The sequence below is a fragment of the Pseudomonas serbiensis genome (genome assembly GCF_030580745.1).
GTDB lineage: Bacteria > Pseudomonadota > Gammaproteobacteria > Pseudomonadales > Pseudomonadaceae > Aquipseudomonas > Aquipseudomonas serbiensis.
In genome coordinates this window covers 23917-42837 of sequence record NZ_JAUQOO010000011.1, presented here as the reverse complement: position 1 = coordinate 42837, position 18921 = coordinate 23917, and the positions used below count along the sequence as shown (strand labels likewise).

Annotated in this window: 15 protein-coding genes; 3 read left to right on the top strand and 12 right to left on the bottom strand. The window is 57.1% G+C overall.

Annotation, left to right across the window (positions count from 1 at the left end; translation table 11 throughout):
• Positions 1-13: 13 nt before the first annotated feature.
• Positions 14-1330: a xylose isomerase gene (gene xylA, locus Q6A51_RS15440; protein WP_304575181.1), complete on the bottom strand. Its 1317-nt coding sequence runs from the start codon at positions 1328-1330 to the stop codon at positions 14-16.
• Positions 1331-1500: 170 nt separating this feature from the next.
• Between xylA and Q6A51_RS15435 the strand changes: the two genes are divergently transcribed.
• The gene (locus Q6A51_RS15435; protein WP_304575180.1) at positions 1501-2679 is read left to right on the top strand and encodes a XylR family transcriptional regulator; all 1179 of its coding nucleotides are present in this window, start codon (positions 1501-1503) and stop codon (positions 2677-2679) included.
• A gap of 1564 nt (positions 2680-4243) precedes the next feature.
• Here Q6A51_RS15435 and Q6A51_RS15430 read toward each other — a convergent pair.
• The 11 genes from Q6A51_RS15430 to Q6A51_RS15380 all read right to left on the bottom strand — a co-directional run bounded on the left by Q6A51_RS15430 (position 4244) and on the right by Q6A51_RS15380 (position 16693).
• A complete protein-coding gene (locus Q6A51_RS15430) occupies positions 4244-4762 on the bottom strand; it encodes a hypothetical protein (protein WP_304575179.1) in 519 nt (172 codons plus the stop codon).
• A 236-nt stretch (positions 4763-4998) separates the two neighbouring features.
• Positions 4999-5235: a hypothetical protein gene (locus Q6A51_RS15425; RefSeq protein WP_304575178.1), complete on the bottom strand. Its 237-nt coding sequence runs from the start codon at positions 5233-5235 to the stop codon at positions 4999-5001.
• Positions 5236-5329: 94 nt separating this feature from the next.
• Complete coding sequence (locus Q6A51_RS15420) at positions 5330-6868, bottom strand: phospholipase effector Tle1 domain-containing protein (RefSeq protein WP_304575177.1); 1539 nt, start codon at positions 6866-6868, stop codon at positions 5330-5332.
• A 36-nt stretch (positions 6869-6904) separates the two neighbouring features.
• Entirely contained in the window at positions 6905-8215 is a 1311-nt protein-coding gene (locus Q6A51_RS15415; protein ID WP_304575176.1) for a PDDEXK-like family protein, read from the bottom strand.
• A gap of 341 nt (positions 8216-8556) precedes the next feature.
• A complete protein-coding gene (locus tag Q6A51_RS15410; RefSeq protein WP_304575175.1) occupies positions 8557-10791 on the bottom strand; it encodes an ATP-binding protein in 2235 nt (744 codons plus the stop codon).
• The gene (locus Q6A51_RS15405) at positions 10788-11402 is read right to left on the bottom strand and encodes a biliverdin-producing heme oxygenase (protein ID WP_304575174.1); all 615 of its coding nucleotides are present in this window, start codon (positions 11400-11402) and stop codon (positions 10788-10790) included. The genes Q6A51_RS15410 and Q6A51_RS15405 overlap by 4 nt, the downstream gene beginning before the upstream one ends.
• Positions 11403-11792: 390 nt before the next feature.
• Positions 11793-13826 (bottom strand): LTA synthase family protein, encoded by a 2034-nt coding sequence (locus tag Q6A51_RS15400; RefSeq protein ID WP_304575173.1) that lies wholly within the window; start codon positions 13824-13826, stop codon positions 11793-11795.
• Between the two features lie 127 nt (positions 13827-13953).
• A complete protein-coding gene (locus Q6A51_RS15395) occupies positions 13954-14544 on the bottom strand; it encodes a hypothetical protein (RefSeq protein ID WP_201019866.1) in 591 nt (196 codons plus the stop codon).
• Positions 14541-15842: a sialidase family protein gene (locus Q6A51_RS15390; protein WP_304575172.1), complete on the bottom strand. Its 1302-nt coding sequence runs from the start codon at positions 15840-15842 to the stop codon at positions 14541-14543. The genes Q6A51_RS15395 and Q6A51_RS15390 overlap by 4 nt, the downstream gene beginning before the upstream one ends.
• Positions 15843-15881: 39 nt before the next feature.
• The gene (locus tag Q6A51_RS15385) at positions 15882-16427 is read right to left on the bottom strand and encodes a cytochrome b/b6 domain-containing protein (RefSeq protein WP_304575171.1); all 546 of its coding nucleotides are present in this window, start codon (positions 16425-16427) and stop codon (positions 15882-15884) included.
• A complete protein-coding gene (locus Q6A51_RS15380; protein ID WP_025259114.1) occupies positions 16427-16693 on the bottom strand; it encodes a PepSY domain-containing protein in 267 nt (88 codons plus the stop codon). The genes Q6A51_RS15385 and Q6A51_RS15380 overlap by 1 nt, the downstream gene beginning before the upstream one ends.
• A 169-nt stretch (positions 16694-16862) precedes the next feature.
• On the opposite strand from Q6A51_RS15380, the gene Q6A51_RS15375 reads away from it, so the two are divergent.
• Positions 16863-17525, top strand: a complete 663-nt coding sequence (locus Q6A51_RS15375) for a response regulator (protein ID WP_201019869.1) — start codon at positions 16863-16865, stop codon at positions 17523-17525.
• Positions 17522-18898 carry an ATP-binding protein gene (locus Q6A51_RS15370; RefSeq protein WP_304575170.1) on the top strand — a complete coding sequence of 459 codons (1377 nt, stop codon included), beginning with the start codon at positions 17522-17524 and terminating at the stop codon, positions 18896-18898. Before Q6A51_RS15375 ends, Q6A51_RS15370 begins: the two co-directional genes overlap by 4 nt.
• The last annotated feature ends 23 nt before the right edge of the window (positions 18899-18921 follow it).

Sequence of the window (18921 nt, the reverse complement as noted above, 5' to 3'; positions counted from 1 at the left end):
AACAGCCTGCCTGTCAGCTATAGATGAACCGGTTGACGACGTTTTCGAGCATTTCCTGCCTGCCGCTCACGGCCTGCGGGTTCAGTTCCTGGGCGAAGGCATGTTCGGCCAGTGATTCCAGGCTGAAGCCACCCGCCAGCACCTTTTGCCCCAACGGCTGCTGCCAGCCTGCATAGCGTTGATCCTTGAATTGCTGAAGCCGGTCGTTCTGCAGCATGACCGCTGCGCGCTCCAGTGACAGGGCAAGAACATCCATCGCAGCGACATGACCGTGGAACAGGTCCACTTCATCAAGGCTCTGGCGGCGCACCTTGGAGTCGAAGTTGAACCCGCCATTCTTGAACCCGCCGGCCTTGAGAATCTCGTAGGTGGCCAGGGTCATCTCTTCAACGCTGTTGGGGAACTGGTCGGTGTCCCAACCGTTTTGCGGATCACCGCGGTTGGCATCGATGCTGCCAAAGATCCCCAACGACGCGGCCGTCGCAATCTCGTGATGGAAGCTATGCCCCGCCAGAGTCGCGTGGTTGGCCTCGATATTGACCTTGATCTCGTTTTCCAGACCAAACTGCTGCAAGAAACCGAAGACCGTGGCGCTGTCGTAATCGTACTGGTGCTTGGTCGGCTCCTGCGGTTTGGGCTCGATCAGCAGGTCGCCCTGGAAACCGATCTTGTGCTTGTGCTCGACCACCATCTGCATGAAGCGGCCCATCTGTTCGCGTTCGCGCTTCAAGTCGGTATTGAGCAGGGTTTCATAACCTTCGCGCCCACCCCACAACACGTAGTTGGAGCCTTTGAGGCGCTGGGTGGCGTTCATGGCGCTGAACACCTGAGCGGCGGCGCAGGCGAACACTTCCGGGTCCGGGTTGCTGGCGGCACCTGCGGCAAAGCGCGGGTTGCTGAAACAGTTGGCAGTGCCCCACAGCAGCTTGATACCACTCTGCTCCTGATGCCGCTCCAGATGATCGACCATCTGCGCAAAGTGGTTGCGATACTCCTTCAGTGAACTGCCTTCCGGCGCCACATCCGTATCGTGGAAGCAGTAATAGTCGATCCCGAGTTTGGTGAAGAACTCGAAAGCCGCCTCCGCCTTGCCAATGGCCACCTCCATCGGATCTCCCGCATGCTGCCACGGACGCTTGAAGGTCCCCGCCCCGAACACATCTGAACCCGGCCAGACGAAGGTGTGCCAATAGCAAGCAGCCATACGCAAGTGCTCACGCATGGGTTTGCCGAGGATGATTTTGTTGGCGTCGTAGTGGCGGAAAGCTAGAGGAGAATCGCTGGCCGGGCCTTCGTAGCGAATCCTGTCGATGTCGGGGAAGAACGGCATGGGTCGTGTCCTTTTGTTGTTCTTGTCGGTGTATCGATACTAGCAACGGCCCTGTGTCTGAAAATTATGAAAGTCACCAACGCAGGGTGCGATTTTGAGTATTGAGATTCACCCTCGACGCGCCTAGGCTGTGACGACCACCTTGGTGTTGGCAGACCGGGACAATAACAATGAAAACCGTACCGCCCGTTCACCGCGTTGCACTGTTGTTCAACGGCAGCAAGATCTACGACCGCGGCATCATCAGCGGCATCGGCAATTACCTGAGCAGCACCCGCGCCTCCTGGGACCTGTTTCTTGAGGAAGATTTCCTGTGCCGGTTGAAAGGCATCGAGCGCTGGCAGGGTGACGGGATCATTGCCGACTTCGACGACCCGCTGATCGGCGAAGCCCTGGCCGGGATCAAGTTGCCAGTGGTGGCTGTGGGCGGTTCGTATCAGGATGAACGCGCCTATCCCCAAGACATCCCCTACGTCGCCACCGACAACAAGGCCATGATGACCTTGGCCTACGAGCACCTGATCGAAACCGGGCTGACACGCTTTGCCTGCTTCAGCCTGCCCGAAGCCCAGGCCAATCGATGGGCGCAGGAGCGGGAAAAAGCCTTTCGCTGGCTGATGCAACGCGATGGCCTGCACGCCGAGATCTACCGAGGCATGGGCACCAGCGCGCCCTTGTGGGACAGCGCCGTCGAACAACAGATCGCCTGGCTGCAAAGCCTGCCCAAACCCATCGGCATCATCGCCGTCAGCGACGCCCGCGCCCGCCAGTTGCTGCAAGCCTGCCTGACCGCCGGGATCGCCGTACCTGAACAAGTGGCCCTGATCGGCATCGACAACGACCCGCTGACCCGCAGCCTGACCCGAGTACCACTGAGCTCGGTCGTCCAGGGCACCGAAACCATGGGCCGCACCGCCGCGCGCCTGCTCCACCAGATGCTGCACGGCATGCCGGCCAAAGGCACACAGATCCTGATCCCGCCGGAGTCGATCAACGTGCAGGTATCCAGCCTGCATCAACCATTGGGCGACCCTTACGTCATGCAGGCCCTGCTGTTCATCCGCCAATATGCCTGCCAGGGCATCAAGACCGCCCAGGTGGCGGCTTATGTCGGCGTATCGCGCTCATCGCTGGAATCGCACTTCCGCAAAGTGCGCGGCTGTAGCGTCCACGACGAAATCCTGCGCTTCAAACTGGCCGCGGCTGCCAAGGGGTTGAAGAACACGGATTCAACGATTGCAGACACGGCCCGTAATTGCGGATTCAAGTCTGCGCAGTATCTGCATACGGTGTTCAAACGGGAGTTTGGGTGTACGCCGCGCAGGTATCAGTTGGATGGGGCCGTGTAGATATCGTTACCCTCCCACAATTCGTGGGAGGGAGCTTGCTCGCGACGGCGGTGTTTTGAACGGCACATATATATCGGATGTAACTGCCCTTCGCTCCTGCAATCAGGTTCTACGCACCTCAACATGTGCCAGTGAACGATCAAGTTCGGTCTTGGCCATGCCGATTAGATGTACGACCGAAAAAGGGTGGCGACTTTGACGCGGGTTAGCAGACCGGTGGGAACAAGCGCAATTAACCGGCGCACCCGAAGGTGCCCCACGCAAAGCCGCCATAAGCGACACTTGCGAAACTTGTAATCCTCACCGCTGATGCTCAGCGACCGACGCAGCCTGGTGCCGGGATTTCACAGGCGCAAGGGCTTGAGATTTTCCAGGAAAGTTCGCATAGGAGAAAGGGCAAAGCCTGCGGGAAAGGACCTGCGCGGGTGGGGGTTTCGTTAGGGGAAGTAACGAATGCACATTCGCCGCGTAGGAGCGAATTTATTCGCGAAGATGGTGTGAGGACAACATATAGCTGTTGCGTGATTGGGCTGACTTGACCAGATGGCATCCATTTGTATTTGATCTGATCAGTCATTTGTATGGCACTTGACCACAGCATATGCTGGTATTGATCGGCAGATTTCGATTTAGAGCGTCCGGGGCGAGTGGCAGGAAACGACCGATTGTGTTGAAAAAGTCAGCCTCGGTTCCGACGGAAAAAATATGCGTGGTAGATTGAAATCATTTTGCGAGGATTTCGAGCAAACCGACGTTTTCGACAGAATCGGTCGAAAACTGCCCTCATTCGGTGCAGTGATTTCACTTTGTAACTGGCGCGTCGAGATCAACCAGTAGAGTGCCACACGTAACCGATACGCCCCCCCAATCCCCTGTCAGATGGTAGGTGCGCCCCTCTATCGTGAAAGTGTCTATGTTGCCCAAGTCAACGTTGTCATCAGCATCAGTGAAAACCAGAGCACTCCTTTTGTGCCAAAGAATAAGCTGAGTTTCACGGAAAAGAATGCGGGCTCCGCGATAACAGTACTGCTCACCAGCTTTTGGCTTCTCATACAGCGGATGTGTTTCCAGGAGCACCAAGTCCATTGTGAATGACAAGGTTGATGCACCTTCCTCAATAGCGAGCACGCAGCTGTCTTCTAGGTAAACGTTGGCTAAGCAGATTTCGTCGTAGTAATGCATAAGTCACAGGGGCACGGGTTGTGGAGACTATGGTAGCAGCGGCAGTTTTGACAAACAGCTATCGGCCGATCCTTTTGAAAAGGTAGCTCTCCTGTTTGGCCTGCGACAAAATCACTCCGTCACTTTCTTGCAGGCGGAGTTTGGGGTCTCTAGGATCAGGCTCTACAAGGGGGATTTGGGGAGCTACGCTGAGATCGACCTTGAAACGTTGGCATTCCTTACCATTTAAATTCGGTAGCGATAGCGCGGTTGGTGTTTTTACACACTCTGGGCCGAAAGCTGACCTCCCATCCCAGTAGTCGGTCATTAGTATCGTTGCCGGTGAAGGCAACATCCGCCCGATATGGTTCAACCACCCCGCAGCGAATACCATGCGATATCTCTATTTAACAAACCTCAGGCATGCGAACCCGGTCTTGATTTTCAGCTGTTGAATGGGTTCGATGCTCTCCTGGTCGCCGACTTTCTTGATGGCGCCTACGCCGCAGAAATGTTCCTCGCGATTGAAGATCGGAAGAATGCCTGCCTTGGGCTCACTCCAGGAACCCTGGATTAAGGTATAGGTGGCGCCGCTCTGTGGCGTGAAGGAGAACGGTATCTGGCAAACGCTGCTTCCTGCGGTCTGCCAATAGGTCAGGATCAGTTCCTTATTCACGGCGACCCGAGATTCGATGTAGTCACCGTTAGAGGGCAGGACGGTGTAACCCGCATAGCATCCATTGTCGCTGAACGTCATGGCATCCAGTCTCGCACCATTTCCAGCCTTGAGGCGAATTGTTGCAGAGGGCTCATCGGAGCCGGGAACGGCATACTGCTTGCCCTGCAAAAACGAAGTGCAACCGCTAATTAGCAACGCACCGGCCAGCAAGATACAACGGTTGGACTTTTGATTGAGGTACATCCATCTCTCCCTGATTCCGTTGGGTGCCCTGACTATTCAGGGGCGAAGGACTGCCGAATAGCGGGCTGATGATAATGGTTTCGGTGATGTGGTAGTCAAATACGATTTGCGACTTGCCACCTTGTTGACTGTACTTGCCATTCGCGAATGAATTCGCTTGTACGAGCAGTTTTTGCGTATTTCAACATGCTCCAGCCCTGCCCTGATTTCCTGCAACACATCAGGCGGCTTCAAACTCATTGTCCCTTGTCCTCCATGGCATTGAACAATACTCCGAGACTCATGGGGTCCGGACAGTCTGAGGTCAGAGTCTGCACCTGCTTGAAATAATCCCGCGCTACCGGTTTTTCGATATTCCCTTTGAGGGCAAGCAGGTAGTAACCGTCTGCGCGAAACTGTTTGAAGCTCAGACTCACCGGGGTGTAGGTATCCTTCAGCGAGGTCAGCGGTCGTTTACTGTCAATCGTGGGCATCTTCAGTTCTTTGAAACACCAAGAATAGTGATAGGTTAAATTTCAGTGGAATTTCCTCATTGGGTCGATAACAACACGTCACCACCAAACCCAACTAGGGAGCCTTGCCGGAAATATAATGAGCAGGATCCTGACGGCAGTAAGTCCAGACCGTCCCACGACCGGCATCAACCTCCCTGATGGTATCTACTGTGGGACGCATGAAAGGACCACCATCAAGCAGAAACCAGCGTGAATGGCGCTCATACTGAACGAACTGAGGGCAATTGGTGCTAACCACTATGCCGTCCTCAGTGGAGATGAGTTGCAAGCTGAGCCCTTGCCAGATCCCGAGCTCATTGCTGCACTGAATCCTCGAACGATTGAACCTGGCTTTTTCAGCAGCAATAACACGCATGCTGGTTTCAAGCTGTTCAAGGACAGAATCACCTGCTGGATTCTTATCAGATGTATCAAAGAGCTCCACTACACGCCGAGCCTTGACTCCACCAATGTCACGCAACGCATTGCCAAGGGATGTTCCAGGCCAGTCCGAGTTATGGCGACCCATGTTCAGAAACGCCTGTTCCTGTGCATTCTTCTCCTCAAGATTGAAGCCTTGGCGTACAAGCAATGTACGCGCCATGACCAGCGACAGCGACTCCAGGCCTTTCCCATATCCACCGCCCAGGTCCGCATGGACTGCCGGAAATAGAAGCTCTGTCAGAATATGCCCGGGCCAAGAGTGTGACGGTGATGGCTGCAAAGGTACGATGGGAAAGGAAAAACGTCTCTCCAGTGTCGCCCTGAACTGAATGGCTGACACGGTAGAAGCCGGAATATTGAGGTTCAGCACATCCCTCTGGCCTGTGGCGACTGTATCTATCAAGAAGGCAAAACTTCTTCCCCGCTGATAGAAATGCTCTTCGGCGCTCTCCTGCATCAGCGGATCGAGCAGGTTGAGAAAATGTCGGGCAGATGCAGAGCCACGACTAAATCCGATGACGTACACATGGGGCTTCTGGCTCTGCTGACTTGCAAATGCCTTGAAGTCCGCAAGGGCCTGTTCGGCGCGCTCGAGGGTTCCATTTCCGGTCGCGCCCTCCCACCAGCGGCGAAGGGTCGAGCCTTGAGTCCCGACCCCTCGGTAGTATTCAACATGCAGGCCTGGGGTACTTGCCTCACTTTTTTCCAGCTCTCGGGACAGTATTCCGGGAACGGTTGGAGGAAGATCAGCATCACTCCGATCATTCCATGTGCCATCAAACACAGCCATAAAGACAGGTCGTGGATCACGGGAATCGATAACAAGAGGGACCAGCTCGTTATCAACCGCAGTAACACCGTCATGCCACTGATTCATGTCCTGCCCAGAAAGAGGAAGGCGTACGCCATCCAGATCGCCCTGCGCGTCCGGCACCATCTCTCCATGGGCAATAGCGCGAAACAGCCGGACATCCTCCACCTGCAAAGGGCAACTCGAGAAACCAATCACCGGAGCGCGATCCTGGTTCGATGGATCAGGCAATACGATAGCCGGTGTGCCTGCAACCGCTTGAGGCTGACCGGGCGTGCATGCGGACAGGCAGAACAGTGCGAAAGCGGCTGAAATCAGCGCCGTTTTGGAAGACAACAGAAATGTGTGGGTGCTCAAGAGAGAATCCATTCAATTTAAGGAACATAAGAAATTTCAACGCCCCTTTGGACAATTCGCAATCTGCACAGAAAGAAGCTTGATGATCTTCGCCGCCGAATCGATAGCCTCCGTGGGCGAGACATGCTCAGCCATCAAGACCCGTCGCATTTGAGAAGAGGTGAACTGGTCCAGGCCATTGAAGCTTTTATCCAGATGGGTACGCAGTACTTCTTCATTGCTGCCGACAGCAAACTCGTATTTATTCCAGACGAGCTTCACGTTGAACTTGGGAGAGGACAAAGTGGATGCTTTCGCAACCCTGTAAATCACAAGATATACGGGCCACACCTCATCACGCATCAGCACTACGGCTTGCGGACAGGTAATGGATATAGAGTGGCGGCCATGCCGGATCAAATCTGGCGTCAGAACCGGGATGGCCTTGTTCAACAGCGGGACAAGGCTGGCAACACCTCGCACACTCAAAAGCTTTTCACATACCTGTCGATGCTGCTCGGTGAACAAGGTCAACTCACCTGAAGGTCCCTGAAGAGTCGACGGCAGCCATTTATCGAGGGGGGTGTTCTTCACAGAGCGCATCTTTCCAATGACCGCTGGATGTGCAAGCACAAGATCGGCAGCAAGGTCCGATAGTGTCTTGCTTGCCGGGCTCTCCCATTGAGTCACGCTTTCACAGTATGCCACCAGCAACTGCGCCGCATTGTTTCCCCGATTCAATTGCAGCCGAGCCCTGTTTGCAGATGACTCCAGCCATTGGTAGTCGAGAAAGGTCCAACGTGTTCCCAGCTTCTTTCGTTGCTCTATTTTATAGGCATCGAGGTCCTTGTCGATGACGATAAAGGCCAGGTCATAGTCAGCAAAGACACGGCGTTTGCCGAGTTCATCCCTGACGGCCTGGACGTATTTATCGAGCTGCTCAGACGTCAGTGGTGCTTTGACCTTGTTTTCGATCGCAATGAGCAACTTGTTCAACGGGTCCACCAGAAACAGATCCAGTCTGCCTTTGGATGTACCTCCGGACATATTGATGCTGAACTCTCGGGTAACAAATGCTGCACCAAAACTGCTGGTGCGGATTTTACCCGGCGTCCATTTCAAGAAGAACTTGCGATTGTCATAAGTGCAGTCATCACTGGCCGCGTAGGCCGCTTCAAGAAAATCCTTGATGACGCCATCGCCCTGGGAATGCCCTTCGTTGGGGTTCATACACCAGGCAAGCACTTTAGAGGTCTGGGGTTCTGACAGAGTCAGCACATCAAAAACATCATCGACCGTTTTGTTGAGCTCAATTAGCTCCAACAGCTTTGGGTCCCGTAAAAAAGCGTACAGCTCGGCCGACTCCACGTTCAACTCCATGTGAGAAAGAGACATCTATCAGGTGAGCGGGTATTGATATACACATCAGCGCCCACTCTTGATCGGCCTTACACACTGGATTTTGAGGATTTTTTTATCGAGGCTTGTAATGGAGCGAATTTATTCGCGAAGGCCCGATACATCCGGCAAAGATATATTGTTTGAAATGACGTCTCGCGAATGAATTCGCTTCTACGCGGTAGTGCCAGCCAGTCAAGAGACGGCTGGGGCCTTGGCCGCGACAGTCATTCAGGTGCCGAAAATGTGTTGCCCTTCAGCAAGCCGTCGCGGCCAAGGCCCCTCCCACATTCGTCGGCACAAGACCTCAATCAGCCGGCAACCGGTACCGTAAACCTGAACTCGCTGCCCTGCCCCACCTGACTGTCTGCAGTCAGCACGCCGCCATGGGCCTTGATGATGCCTTGGGAGATGTAAAGCCCAAGGCCGGTGCCGGTCGGGTTGCCTTCCTTGATGGTCCAGTAGCGCTCGAAGATGTGCGGCAGTTGTTCGGGCTGGATGCCTTCGCCGGAGTCGCGCACGGTGAAGACGATCTCGTTGCCGTCCGGCACTGCGGCCACGTCGATCCGGCCTTGCTTGGGCGTGAACTTGATGGCGTTGCCGATCAGGTTCGACAGCACCTGGAACAGGCGCTCCGGGTCGGCGCTGACTCTCAGGTCCGGTTCGCTATGGAAGGAGATATCGATGGATTTGTCCATGGCCAGCGGCGCCAGCAATGAATAGGCTTCCTCGAAAATATGGCTCACCTCCAGCGGCTGAGGCGAAATGATGTAGCGGCCTGCTTCGATTTTCGAGGTGTCCAGCAAGTCTTCCAGCAGAACATTCATGCGGCTGGCAGCCTGTTGCATGGTGTCGATCGCGGAAGAAATGCGACGCGAGGTGTGCGGACCATCGGAGCTGAAGGCTTTTTGCATCATGCCGCAGAGCATGGAAATGACGGTCATGGGGTTGCGCAGGTCATGGGACACAACCGCGACCAGTTCATCCCTGGCACGCACTGCCAACTGCTCACGGCGTACCTGACGAGCCAGGTCGTCTTCCAGCGCCGAGCGACGCAGGTCGTTGGCGGCGAAGACATCGCCGTGGGTCCATTTGGTGGAAATGCCCGCCATCTCGACTTTCCAGATCTCGAACGACGTGCGCGGCCTCAGCCGCAGGCCCGCGCCGGAGCCTTCCATATCCAGCGGCTTGTTCGGGTTGCCGCTCCACTGAATGCTTTCCTTGACCTCGGGACGGAACCACAACACGCCGTTGTCGACCGGTTTGGGCAGGCTCATGGCCAGAACACCGCTGGCATGCTGCTGATAAGCCTCGGCCGCAGGATAGACGCTCGACAGATGATGGCTGGAAAAGACCTGCTGCCCTCTTGCCATCAGCCATTTATGCAGCGCCTTGATTTCAGCAGGCTCAGGACAGATACCAAAGACATGCAATTGCTTGTCTTCAATGATCGCCACACCCGAAGCGCCCACCAGGTCCATCAATACTTGCGGTTGTTGCCCAAGGCCGTCGAAGACGTTTTCTGACGCCGCGACCATGGAGTCGTTCAGGCTCTTGAGCATTTGCAGCTTGGCCTCGCGCTGACGGCTGACTTCCAGAGCCTCCATTGCGCGGATCTGCAACGACAGGACCTGGCCGATGGCCTGGCAGGCGCCGCGCAGTTCGTGAGACACGTACAGTGGCGTGCGGTGCCCGCAACTGATCAGGCCCCAGAGTTTGTCGTCCTTGAGCAGGGAAACGCTCATGGAAGACAGCACCCCCATGTTCTTCATGTATTCGCAGTGGATCGGAGAAACGCTGCGCAGCGTCGAGAAGCTCAGGTCCAGCGGCTGCTGGGTATCGGGACGTAACTGTGGAATCAGCGGAACCGGCGTGTAATCGGCATCGGGAATGATGCGCAACCAGTTGCGACGATAGAGTTCGCGAGCCTGATCAGGAATGTCCGAGGCAGGGAAGAACAAGCCGTTGAACAGTTCCATGTCCGGCGAAGAGGCTTCGGCGATGACCTGGCCGTGACCCTCTTCCTCGAAACGGTATATCAACACACGGTCATAGCCGGTCAGTTTCTGGATTTCGCGAACACTGATTTCATACAGCGCCTGCAGGGTCTTGGCGGTCTGCAATTGGCGCAGCATGCGCCCCAGGTTGGAGATCCGTTCACTGTTGGCGACCTGCGAATCCTTGTCCTGAACTTCAAGCTCCAGCACCAGTACGCCCTGGTGCCGATGCAGCATCGCCTCAAACTCACGGCCATTGAGGGTAATCAGAAGTTGCGGAATGTCGTTGAATGACTCCTGAAGGCTGGCGCTCTTGAGCACGGCTGCCCACCCCTCCCCCACAACCGACTCAAGCGGCTGCCCAAGGATGTGATCGGGGTTCTTGTCGAGCAGTTCCTGCACATTGGCGCTGACCTGCAATATGACAAAGTCCGGCTCGGTGACGGTAAACAACACGCCGTGAGGCTGAATGGCACCCGGATACTGGATAGGCTCGTTTGCACAATTGGCCAACAGGGCTTCAAAAGTATCTTTATCGAGTTGGCTCATAACAGTACCTCTTGACCATCGAGCCAGTGCTCGAAACATGCAAATGTGGATTGGGCCGCCAGCACGGTAGCCTCTGTGGTTGCAGCGTCGGCCTGCACACTGTCCATATAGGCCAGAAACGCTTTCCAGCGCATGCCGGTGGCCGTGCCATAAACATTCAGAAAGGCCGAGCCACTGTGCTCGTCCAGCCCTAGTCGCTTGTGGATTTCACGGCGCAGGATCTGCCCGCCGAGAGTGGCCCCCTCCAGAACATACAGCACTCCAAGGCAGGCTCCGGGCGAATCGATCACCGGCAGTTGCCTGCACTGGGCAAGTGAGTTTATGGCCTGTTCTGTCATGCCAAGGGTATGCAGATCCTGAAATAGCACAGGGGTTTTGACTCGATCGGCTGGCGTCAGTTCTGCCGGTATCAAGCCACTGGCCTGCAAGGCAGCCTCCAGCGGACGGTAGAAACCGTAGTAAGCCTGGAGCAGACGAAGGTAGTAAGCGCTGTTTAAAACAGAAGAGAAAAACGGCAGGCGCTTTTCCAGACCGACATGCAGTTGATTCGTTTCAGCACGCAGAGCATCAAGCAGTCTGGCCGGGGAAGCCTGGGTACACGTTGCCAACATCCACAATGCTCTCAAAGGTGGGAACGACAAAAAACCGCATCCAGGCGAAATAGAGCCCCCAACATACAGACTGCCGACGATATCCGACAGAGCTTTACAAGAATTACCGATGAATTACAGAAGGTTAAGCATCGGAAAAGTCTGTTGTTGACCTGCGAAATTTCACCTGTTGGACAATTTTCAGCGTAGCAGAGCACTCCGCACTGTCTGCTATTCCATTGCCAGGTGCGAAAACTCATTTACGTCGCGCAAGCGCTTCTGGATCACAGAGGCAGAAACATTTATTTCAGACAGCCCGCGACGGGCGTGGATGATGAGGGATTGCGGGTAAAACATGCCCCTTCATTGCGACTGAATGTCGTGAATGAAGGGGCTTGTGAAAGGCGCTGATCAGCGCACGTTGCGATACAACATCAAGCGCGAACTCTCATGCAGACCGCGCGTCAGGTCGCGTAGCCGCTCAAACTCTTCAGGGTTCTGATCGGCAACGTTGTCCAGCGGGGTGCGTGAGGCCAGGTCATGCAGCGTGGGCGAACTGCCGTCGTGTTCCATTTGCAGCAGATAATGCCGGGTGACAGCACCGATCAGCGGGAAGGTGCCTTCACGCAAGACCAGCGGCACCACTCGCTCGCCTTCCGGTGCCGGTTGCTGGATATCGCGCCCCATGGCGCCATTGCTGAATTCGACGCCCGCCATGCCGGCGACCGTGGGCAGCAGATCCGCCAGCCCGACCGCTTCTTCGATGACCCGCGAGCCCAGCAGCGCAGGCGCGTGAATCAGCAGCGGAACGTTATTGCTCTCCAGCCCCAGTTGCTCGAAGGCCGGTGCCATATGAGGAATCTGGCTGATGCGGGTGTTGTGGTCGCCAAACATCACGAAGATGGTGTTCTCGTAGTAGCCACCCGCCTTGGCCAGCTCCATCAGGCGACCGATATTGAAGTCCAGCAACCGCACCGCGTTGTACTGCTCGACACTGCGCGAACCCGCCGCCTGAACCTGCTCCAGCGTCAGGTTGCTGACCTCGAAGCCGTCGTTCTCCTTGGGAATGGTAAAAGGCCGGTGATTGCCTGCGGTCTGCACATACGCAAAGAATGGCCGGTCCTTGGGCAACTCGCGCAGGATCCTGTCGCTTTCCTTGAACAGGTCCAGATCGGAAATGCCCCACACGTCCACCTGAGGCGACTTCCAGTCGCGCTCGTCATAAAGACGCACGTCATCGATGCTGCGCCGAATCAGCGCGTTCATGTTGGCCCAGCCCGAGTTGCCGCCAATCATGTAGAGCTTCTGGTAATCCTTGAAGTCATTGATGATCGTGTTCTGGCGGGTAATCAGCGGATGGCGTGTCGCGGTTTCCTGACGGGTGACGTCCGGTACGCCAGTGATGCTGGCCCAGACCGTTTTGGCCGTGCCGGTCACCGGAACATAGAAATGCCTGAAGAACCAGCTTTCGGTCGCCAGACGATCCAGGTTCGGCGTGGGATTGAGCGGGTTGCCATAAGCTCCTACGGCGCTGGTGCCCAGGGATTCGAGCATTACGAAAATCACGTTCGGCGCACGCTCGCCGTCGATCCGGTAAGGCTGCACGGGCTGCTGACGTTTGAAGTTCAGGGCCTGGGCATCGGGCTGCTGGACACTCAGGTAATTGGCGACCACGTCATAGTGCTGACGTACCTGATCTTCGTCATAGCGCGACTGGGAAACCTTGAGGGTGTCATACAGAAACAGCGCAGGGTTAAGCCCCAATGCCGCCACCTGGTTATTGCCGGAGAAAAACGCATCGCTCCAGCGCAACGGCACCGGGTTTTCCAGGTTGAGGTTGTCCACACGGCCCAGCAGCCCAAGGAAAGTCGCGCAGACAATCACTGCCGCGCCCCAGGCCGCCGACCAGCGTTTGACCGAGCGCGGCGCTCGCTCAAGCGTCATGAGTTCCAGCCAGATCAGGACGCGGCCCAGCACCAGCAAGGTCAACAGCCAGCCGAGACTGATCCACACCACCGGATAGGTTTGCCACAGCATGTCGCGAGAAATCTGGGCATCGTCCAGATAGCGCAGGACACTGGCGTTGAGCCTTACGCCGAGGTAGGCGTAATGGCCGAAGTCGATGACATGAATCATCGTCAGCGCCAGCAATGCCAGCAGCAGGTATGAACGACCTATCCAGCGCAGGGCACGGACGCTGACCATGTTCCAGCGAGGCACGTACAGCAGGAAAGCCACCGGCAGGGACACCAGCAGCGCCAGACGCAAGTCGAAGCGAAAACCGATGCCCAGGGTTTGCAGCACGGTCGGGTCGCTAAACAGCTTCTCGTGCTCGACCCCGGAAAAGCTCCAGAAGAACACGCCCCTCAACAGTGCCGACAACAGGAAAAACAGCACGATTGTGCCTGCCCAATACTGCAGGCGTCGTGATTGCAGCCAACTCATTTTCGTTCCTCGACTAATGCCCCATTCGCGAATGAATTCGCTCCTACGGGTGATAGGCCTGTAGGAGCGGATTCATCCGCGAAGAGCAGGTACATCCGACAGAGATGTATCGTTTGAAACACCGCACCTACAGGCTCTGTGAACGGCCGCGATAAAACTGCCGTGCCACGAACATCAACAACGCAATGCAGCCGTACAACGCCAGGAACGGATCGATCAGGTAATCCCAGTAGTTTTCCGAAGGTTTGATCCGGAAGGTGAAGGCCAGCGTGGCCAGCGCCAGCATCAAGGCACCCAGATGGCTGCGCAGGTAAACCAGCCCAAGGGTGAGAGCCGCAATGGCGATGATCATTGGCCGTGGGTTGAAGCCCCAGCGGTAAGGGTCGAAATACGTAATGCCCAGCGTGGCCGGGTAGAGAACCAGTGCCAGCGCCGCGAGCACCGACAACACCAGCAAACGCTGGCGACTCTCCAGTGGCTGGATGAGCCCCAGGCGCTGGGCGGTCAGCCAGACCAGGCCTATCAGAGTTGTGATAGCCAGATCATCGCTCAGGCTGCGCACGTAGGACGCCAGGGACAGGCCGTCGATGGAAACCACACTCGCCAACGAGGCACCGGCCAGTATCGCCAGCCGCCAGCGCGGCGAGGACGTCCAGGAAGACAGGATCAGAAACAGTACCAGCGCAAACGCCAGATGAGTCAGCCATTGCGCGATCATAACAAGTGCTCCGCCAGCCAGGCTTCGTTGAAGCTGACATGCTTGATAAAGGTGTTGTTCCAGGAATAGACCAAGTGGTACATGCCGTCCGGGCTGCGGATGAAATACGGGTATTCGTATTCAAAATCGCACCCTTGCGGCGAGCAGACTCGCTGGTCCAGGTTGCTCAGGAACTCCGCTTCCAGAGACTGGCGCCGCGCACCACTGGAGGCCCGGAAACCTTCACCGAGGATTTCCCGATAGGCTTCCAGCGAGAACGGATTACCCAGCGGATCGGGAGACTTATCCAGATCGATCACCGGCCGCCATTGGTTCATCTGCTCGTCGGTGCCATACAGGCTCAGTTTGAAACGACCGTCACGCAGGTCGTTCAAGGCCACCAGCAAACCACGCCCCGGCACACCGACCGCCGCCAGCGACGAGTTGGGGTTGCTCGGCTCCAGCGGGTGCGGTTCGCTCCAGGTCTGGCCGCCATCTTCGGTGCGGCTGGCCAGTACGCGGTGATAGGTATTTCCTGCATAACGCAACAAGGCCACGGCCCGCTGCCCGTCCAGCGGTACGACCGTGGGTTGCAGGGAATTGGTGCCGCGACTGATGCGGAACTTGTCGATCACATCACCATTGGGGCTCAGATAAAGGTACTCGGCAAACTTGCCCAGAAACTCGTGATAGACCGGCAGGCCAATCGAGCCGTCGGCATGAAACACCGGCGCTGCGCGAACCAGGGTGCTGATGTTCAGGAAAGGCGAGGTAATCAACTGGCGCGGCGTCGACCAGGTGACGCCCATGTCCTGAGAAACCATGGCATTCACCGAACTCCCGGCCCAGCCACCGACCGATACCGACACATAGAACAGCCAGAGGCGTTGGTCAGGAGCCAGTGCAACCACCGGGTTGCCCAGCTTGCGAATGTATTTGCCCGTGCCGGTCTGGGTGGACTCTCGGGTCGCGAGCACCTGTTCATTGCCCCACTCACCGGCGCTGGCATCGAATCGGGAAGCACGAATTTCCACATCCCCCGCACCCTCTCGGGAACCGGCAAACCATACCGACATCAGGTCGCCGCCGGGCAAGGCGGTAACGGCAGATGAGTGGACGAAATCGTCGAGATCGGAAGATGCGAAACGCGAGCTGTAGGTCGCGGCCGTGGCGACAGCGCCCTCGACACTGACCGGCGTTTCGCTGACTGCGAAAGGAGACAGCTTGTGCAGCGGATGGCTGAGCCAGGCGCTGAAAAAAATCAAGACAACAGCAAGGCCTGCGCTCCATGCAGCCAGGTTTCGGGAAATAACAGGCATGAAAATCCAGCACCTTAGCGAAGGGAGTTACGGGTCTGTTCAGTTGTCGGTTTGCTCGGGCAATGAGCGCCGCTTGCCGGTCAACATCGACAGCGGCAGGTTGTCGCGCACCTGAAAACTCTCGAATACAGCGGCTGCCATGTGCAGCACCACCAGCGCGCAAAGCACGTCGGCCAAGGTTTCGTGGATCTGCAACGGCCAGTCGGCGCCCCACAGGGCATCCACTTCTTCCATCATCCAGCCGGTCAGCCCGATGGAGAAAATCAGCGCCATCATCAGGACCATGACCAGCGCCCCCAGAGGCGAATGACCGAGCCGGTGAACAGGTCGCCGGTCGATCAGCGACTGCACATGAGCACGCAAACGACTCGGGCTCGGCCAGAAGTCACTCCAGCGGGCACTGCGTGGCCCGATGAATCCCCACACCACTCGCACGCACAGCCAGGCAACTGCGTAATAGCCCAACCAGACATGCCAGTCGCCACCGGCTTCGTTAAGGAAGTAGTTGGCAATGAAGACGCCCGCGACAGAAAGATGAAACAGTCTGACCAAAGGGTCCCACAGGCGCAGGGAAGCGCGGCTCATCAGCCCTTGATCTCGGTCTTCACGGCCTTGCCGCTAACGGGGTCATGGTAGATTTCGACCTTGCGCTTGTCCTTGTCGAAACCGTAGATCTCGTAGCAGTTGCCGTCAGTGACCTTGAACTTGCTGATCTGGTAACCCTGGGCCTTGAGTTGCTCCTGGAACTTGGCCTGATCCTGCCACTGGGATTTGTCGGCGGTGGTGCATTGCGGGCCGGCAAGTGCCAGAGGGCTGGCCATCAGCAAGGAAATCAGCAGGACTTTACGCATGTTGGATACTCGCAGCAGTTAAGGAGCCGCTACTGTGCGAAAGCAATCTTAGGAAAAGCTTAAGGTGCAACAGATCGTTACATCTTCTCGACATATGGCTCTACGCGAGCCTCGGCCATAACGGCATGATGGCGCCCGCCCTCCCCCAACCCATTGCCCGGAACCTCTTATGCGTCTGCTTCTGGTGGAAGATGATCGCGCCATCGGCCAAGGCATCAAAGTCGCCTTGAACACTGAGGGCTATACGCTTGACTGGATCGAGGACGGACTCAGCGCCCTGCATGCCCTGCGCAGCGAGCGCTTTGATCTGTTGCTGCTGGACCTCGGCTTGCCACGTCTGGACGGCTTCGACCTGCTGCGCCAGTTGCGCGCCGAAGAGCAATCGCTGCCGGTGCTGATCCTGACCGCTCGTGACGGTACGCAAGACCGCATCGCCGGGCTGGATGCAGGAGCGGATGATTATCTGATCAAGCCTTTCGACGTCAACGAACTGAAAGCCAGGGTGCGCGCCCTGTTGCGCCGCAGCCAGGGTCGGGCACAACCGCTGCTGGAACACGCGGGTATCAGCCTGGACCCGGCGTCGCAACAGGTCAGCTATCAGGGCAGTGAAGTCCCCATGACGCCCATGGAGTATCAGTTGCTGCATCAACTGATGATCCGTCCCGGCAAGGTCGTCACTCGCGAGCGTCTGTCTACCACGCTCTATGGCTGGCAGGAAAAAGTCGAAAGCAACACGCTGGAAGTGCTGATCCACAACCTGCGCAAGAAACTGTCCACTGACCTGATCCGCACCGTTCGCGGCGTCGGTTACCTGCTGGAGCTCAAGGCATGACCTCGGTACGCGCACGAATCCTTGCCCCGGTATTGCTGTTGTTGCTGCTGGGCGATCTGATCATCGGCCTGCTGGTGCTGCGCGACAGTCACCATGAAATCGAAGAGGTCTACGACGCCCAGTTGGCGCAAAGCGCCCGTTTGCTGCAAGGCGTGCTGCGTCAGCGGGCGGAAGGTGAAAAGGACCTGAGCAAGCTGTATGAAGCCTTCGATGAAGCCATGAGCCGAGTCGGCACCAGCGGCGTGGCCCATCCTTACGAAACCCGGCTGACCTTCCAGGTCTGGCGCACTTCGGGTGAACTGCTGGTCCGTTCAGCCGAAGCCCCGGTACTCAGCGAACCGCCCAAGGAGGAAGGCTCCCACGACCTCGTGGAAAATGGCCGTGAATGGTGTGGCTTCCTGCTGGCAGATCCACAGCAAGGCTTCCTGATCTGGGTCGGCGAGCGCGACGATGTGCGTCAGGGCCTGATCCAGATCATTGTGAGTCACACCGTCTGGCCGACCGTGATTGGCGTTCCGTTATTGATCGTGTCGATCTGGCTGGTCATCGGCTGGGGCCTGCGCCCGCTGCAATCCATGGCTCAGGTGATCCGCAAGCGCGATGCAGAGAGCCTGGAGCCTCTGGCGCTGTCGCCATTGCCAAAGGAGCTGGAGCCCATGCAGACCGCGCTCAACCGTCTGCTGACCCAGATCGACAACCTGCTGGAACGCGAACGACGCTTCATTGCCGATGCCGCCCATGAGCTGCGCACGCCCTTGACTGTGCTGCGCATCCACGCACAGAACGCCCGTCAGGCCGAACTTCCCGAACAACGCCTGGAAGCGCTGGATTTCCTGGTACATGGCGTTGACCGGGCGGCACGCATCGCCAGCCAGTTGCTGACCATGGCCCGCCTTGAACCGCGCCTGAGCCCGGATCAGTTGAAGACCTTTGAGCTCAATACGCTGGTCCAGGAAGAAATGGCCGAACTCACGCCACTGGCGCTGGAAAAACGTGTCGAGCTGGTACTGGAGGCCGATGAAGTGTGCGTGATCCACAGCGATCCAGGAGCCATCACCATCGCCTTGCAGAACCTGCTGACCAACGCCCTCAACTTCGCTCCAGCTGCCAGCGAGATTCGGGTTGTGCTGCAACGTCTGGACGATGGCAGCGCCCACCTGTGCGTAGAAGACGCTGGACCCGGTATCGACGAACAACACAAGGCACGCCTGCTCGAACGCTTCTACAGCAAGGGCAACAGCAATGGCGCAGGATTGGGGCTGGCAATTGTCGACATGATCGTGCGCAAGCTCGAAAGCAGCCTGCATCTGGGCAACTCACCGCAAGGCGGGCTGCGGGCGGAATTGCGGATCAATAGTCAGGCAGTTTCGTAAACACCTCGTCGCGGGCAAGCACT

Excerpts from the sequence above, each read along its gene's own strand:
- xylA (WP_304575181.1), bottom strand. The coding sequence starts at position 1,330 with ATGCCGTTCTTCCCCGACATCGACAGGATTCGCTACGAAGGCCCGGCC.
- Q6A51_RS15435 (WP_304575180.1), top strand. The coding sequence starts at position 1,501 with ATGAAAACCGTACCGCCCGTTCACCGCGTTGCACTGTTGTTCAACGGC.
- Q6A51_RS15430 (WP_304575179.1), bottom strand. The coding sequence starts at position 4,762 with ATGTACCTCAATCAAAAGTCCAACCGTTGTATCTTGCTGGCCGGTGCG.
- Q6A51_RS15425 (WP_304575178.1), bottom strand. The coding sequence starts at position 5,235 with ATGCCCACGATTGACAGTAAACGACCGCTGACCTCGCTGAAGGATACC.
- Q6A51_RS15410 (WP_304575175.1), bottom strand. The coding sequence starts at position 10,791 with ATGAGCCAACTCGATAAAGATACTTTTGAAGCCCTGTTGGCCAATTGT.
- Q6A51_RS15405 (WP_304575174.1), bottom strand. The coding sequence starts at position 11,402 with ATGTTGGCAACGTGTACCCAGGCTTCCCCGGCCAGACTGCTTGATGCT.
- Q6A51_RS15400 (WP_304575173.1), bottom strand. The coding sequence starts at position 13,826 with ATGAGTTGGCTGCAATCACGACGCCTGCAGTATTGGGCAGGCACAATC.
- Q6A51_RS15395 (WP_201019866.1), bottom strand. The coding sequence starts at position 14,544 with ATGATCGCGCAATGGCTGACTCATCTGGCGTTTGCGCTGGTACTGTTT.
- Q6A51_RS15390 (WP_304575172.1), bottom strand. The coding sequence starts at position 15,842 with ATGCCTGTTATTTCCCGAAACCTGGCTGCATGGAGCGCAGGCCTTGCT.
- Q6A51_RS15385 (WP_304575171.1), bottom strand. The coding sequence starts at position 16,427 with ATGAGCCGCGCTTCCCTGCGCCTGTGGGACCCTTTGGTCAGACTGTTT.
- Q6A51_RS15380 (WP_025259114.1), bottom strand. The coding sequence starts at position 16,693 with ATGCGTAAAGTCCTGCTGATTTCCTTGCTGATGGCCAGCCCTCTGGCA.
- Q6A51_RS15375 (WP_201019869.1), top strand. The coding sequence starts at position 16,863 with ATGCGTCTGCTTCTGGTGGAAGATGATCGCGCCATCGGCCAAGGCATC.
- Q6A51_RS15370 (WP_304575170.1), top strand. The coding sequence starts at position 17,522 with ATGACCTCGGTACGCGCACGAATCCTTGCCCCGGTATTGCTGTTGTTG.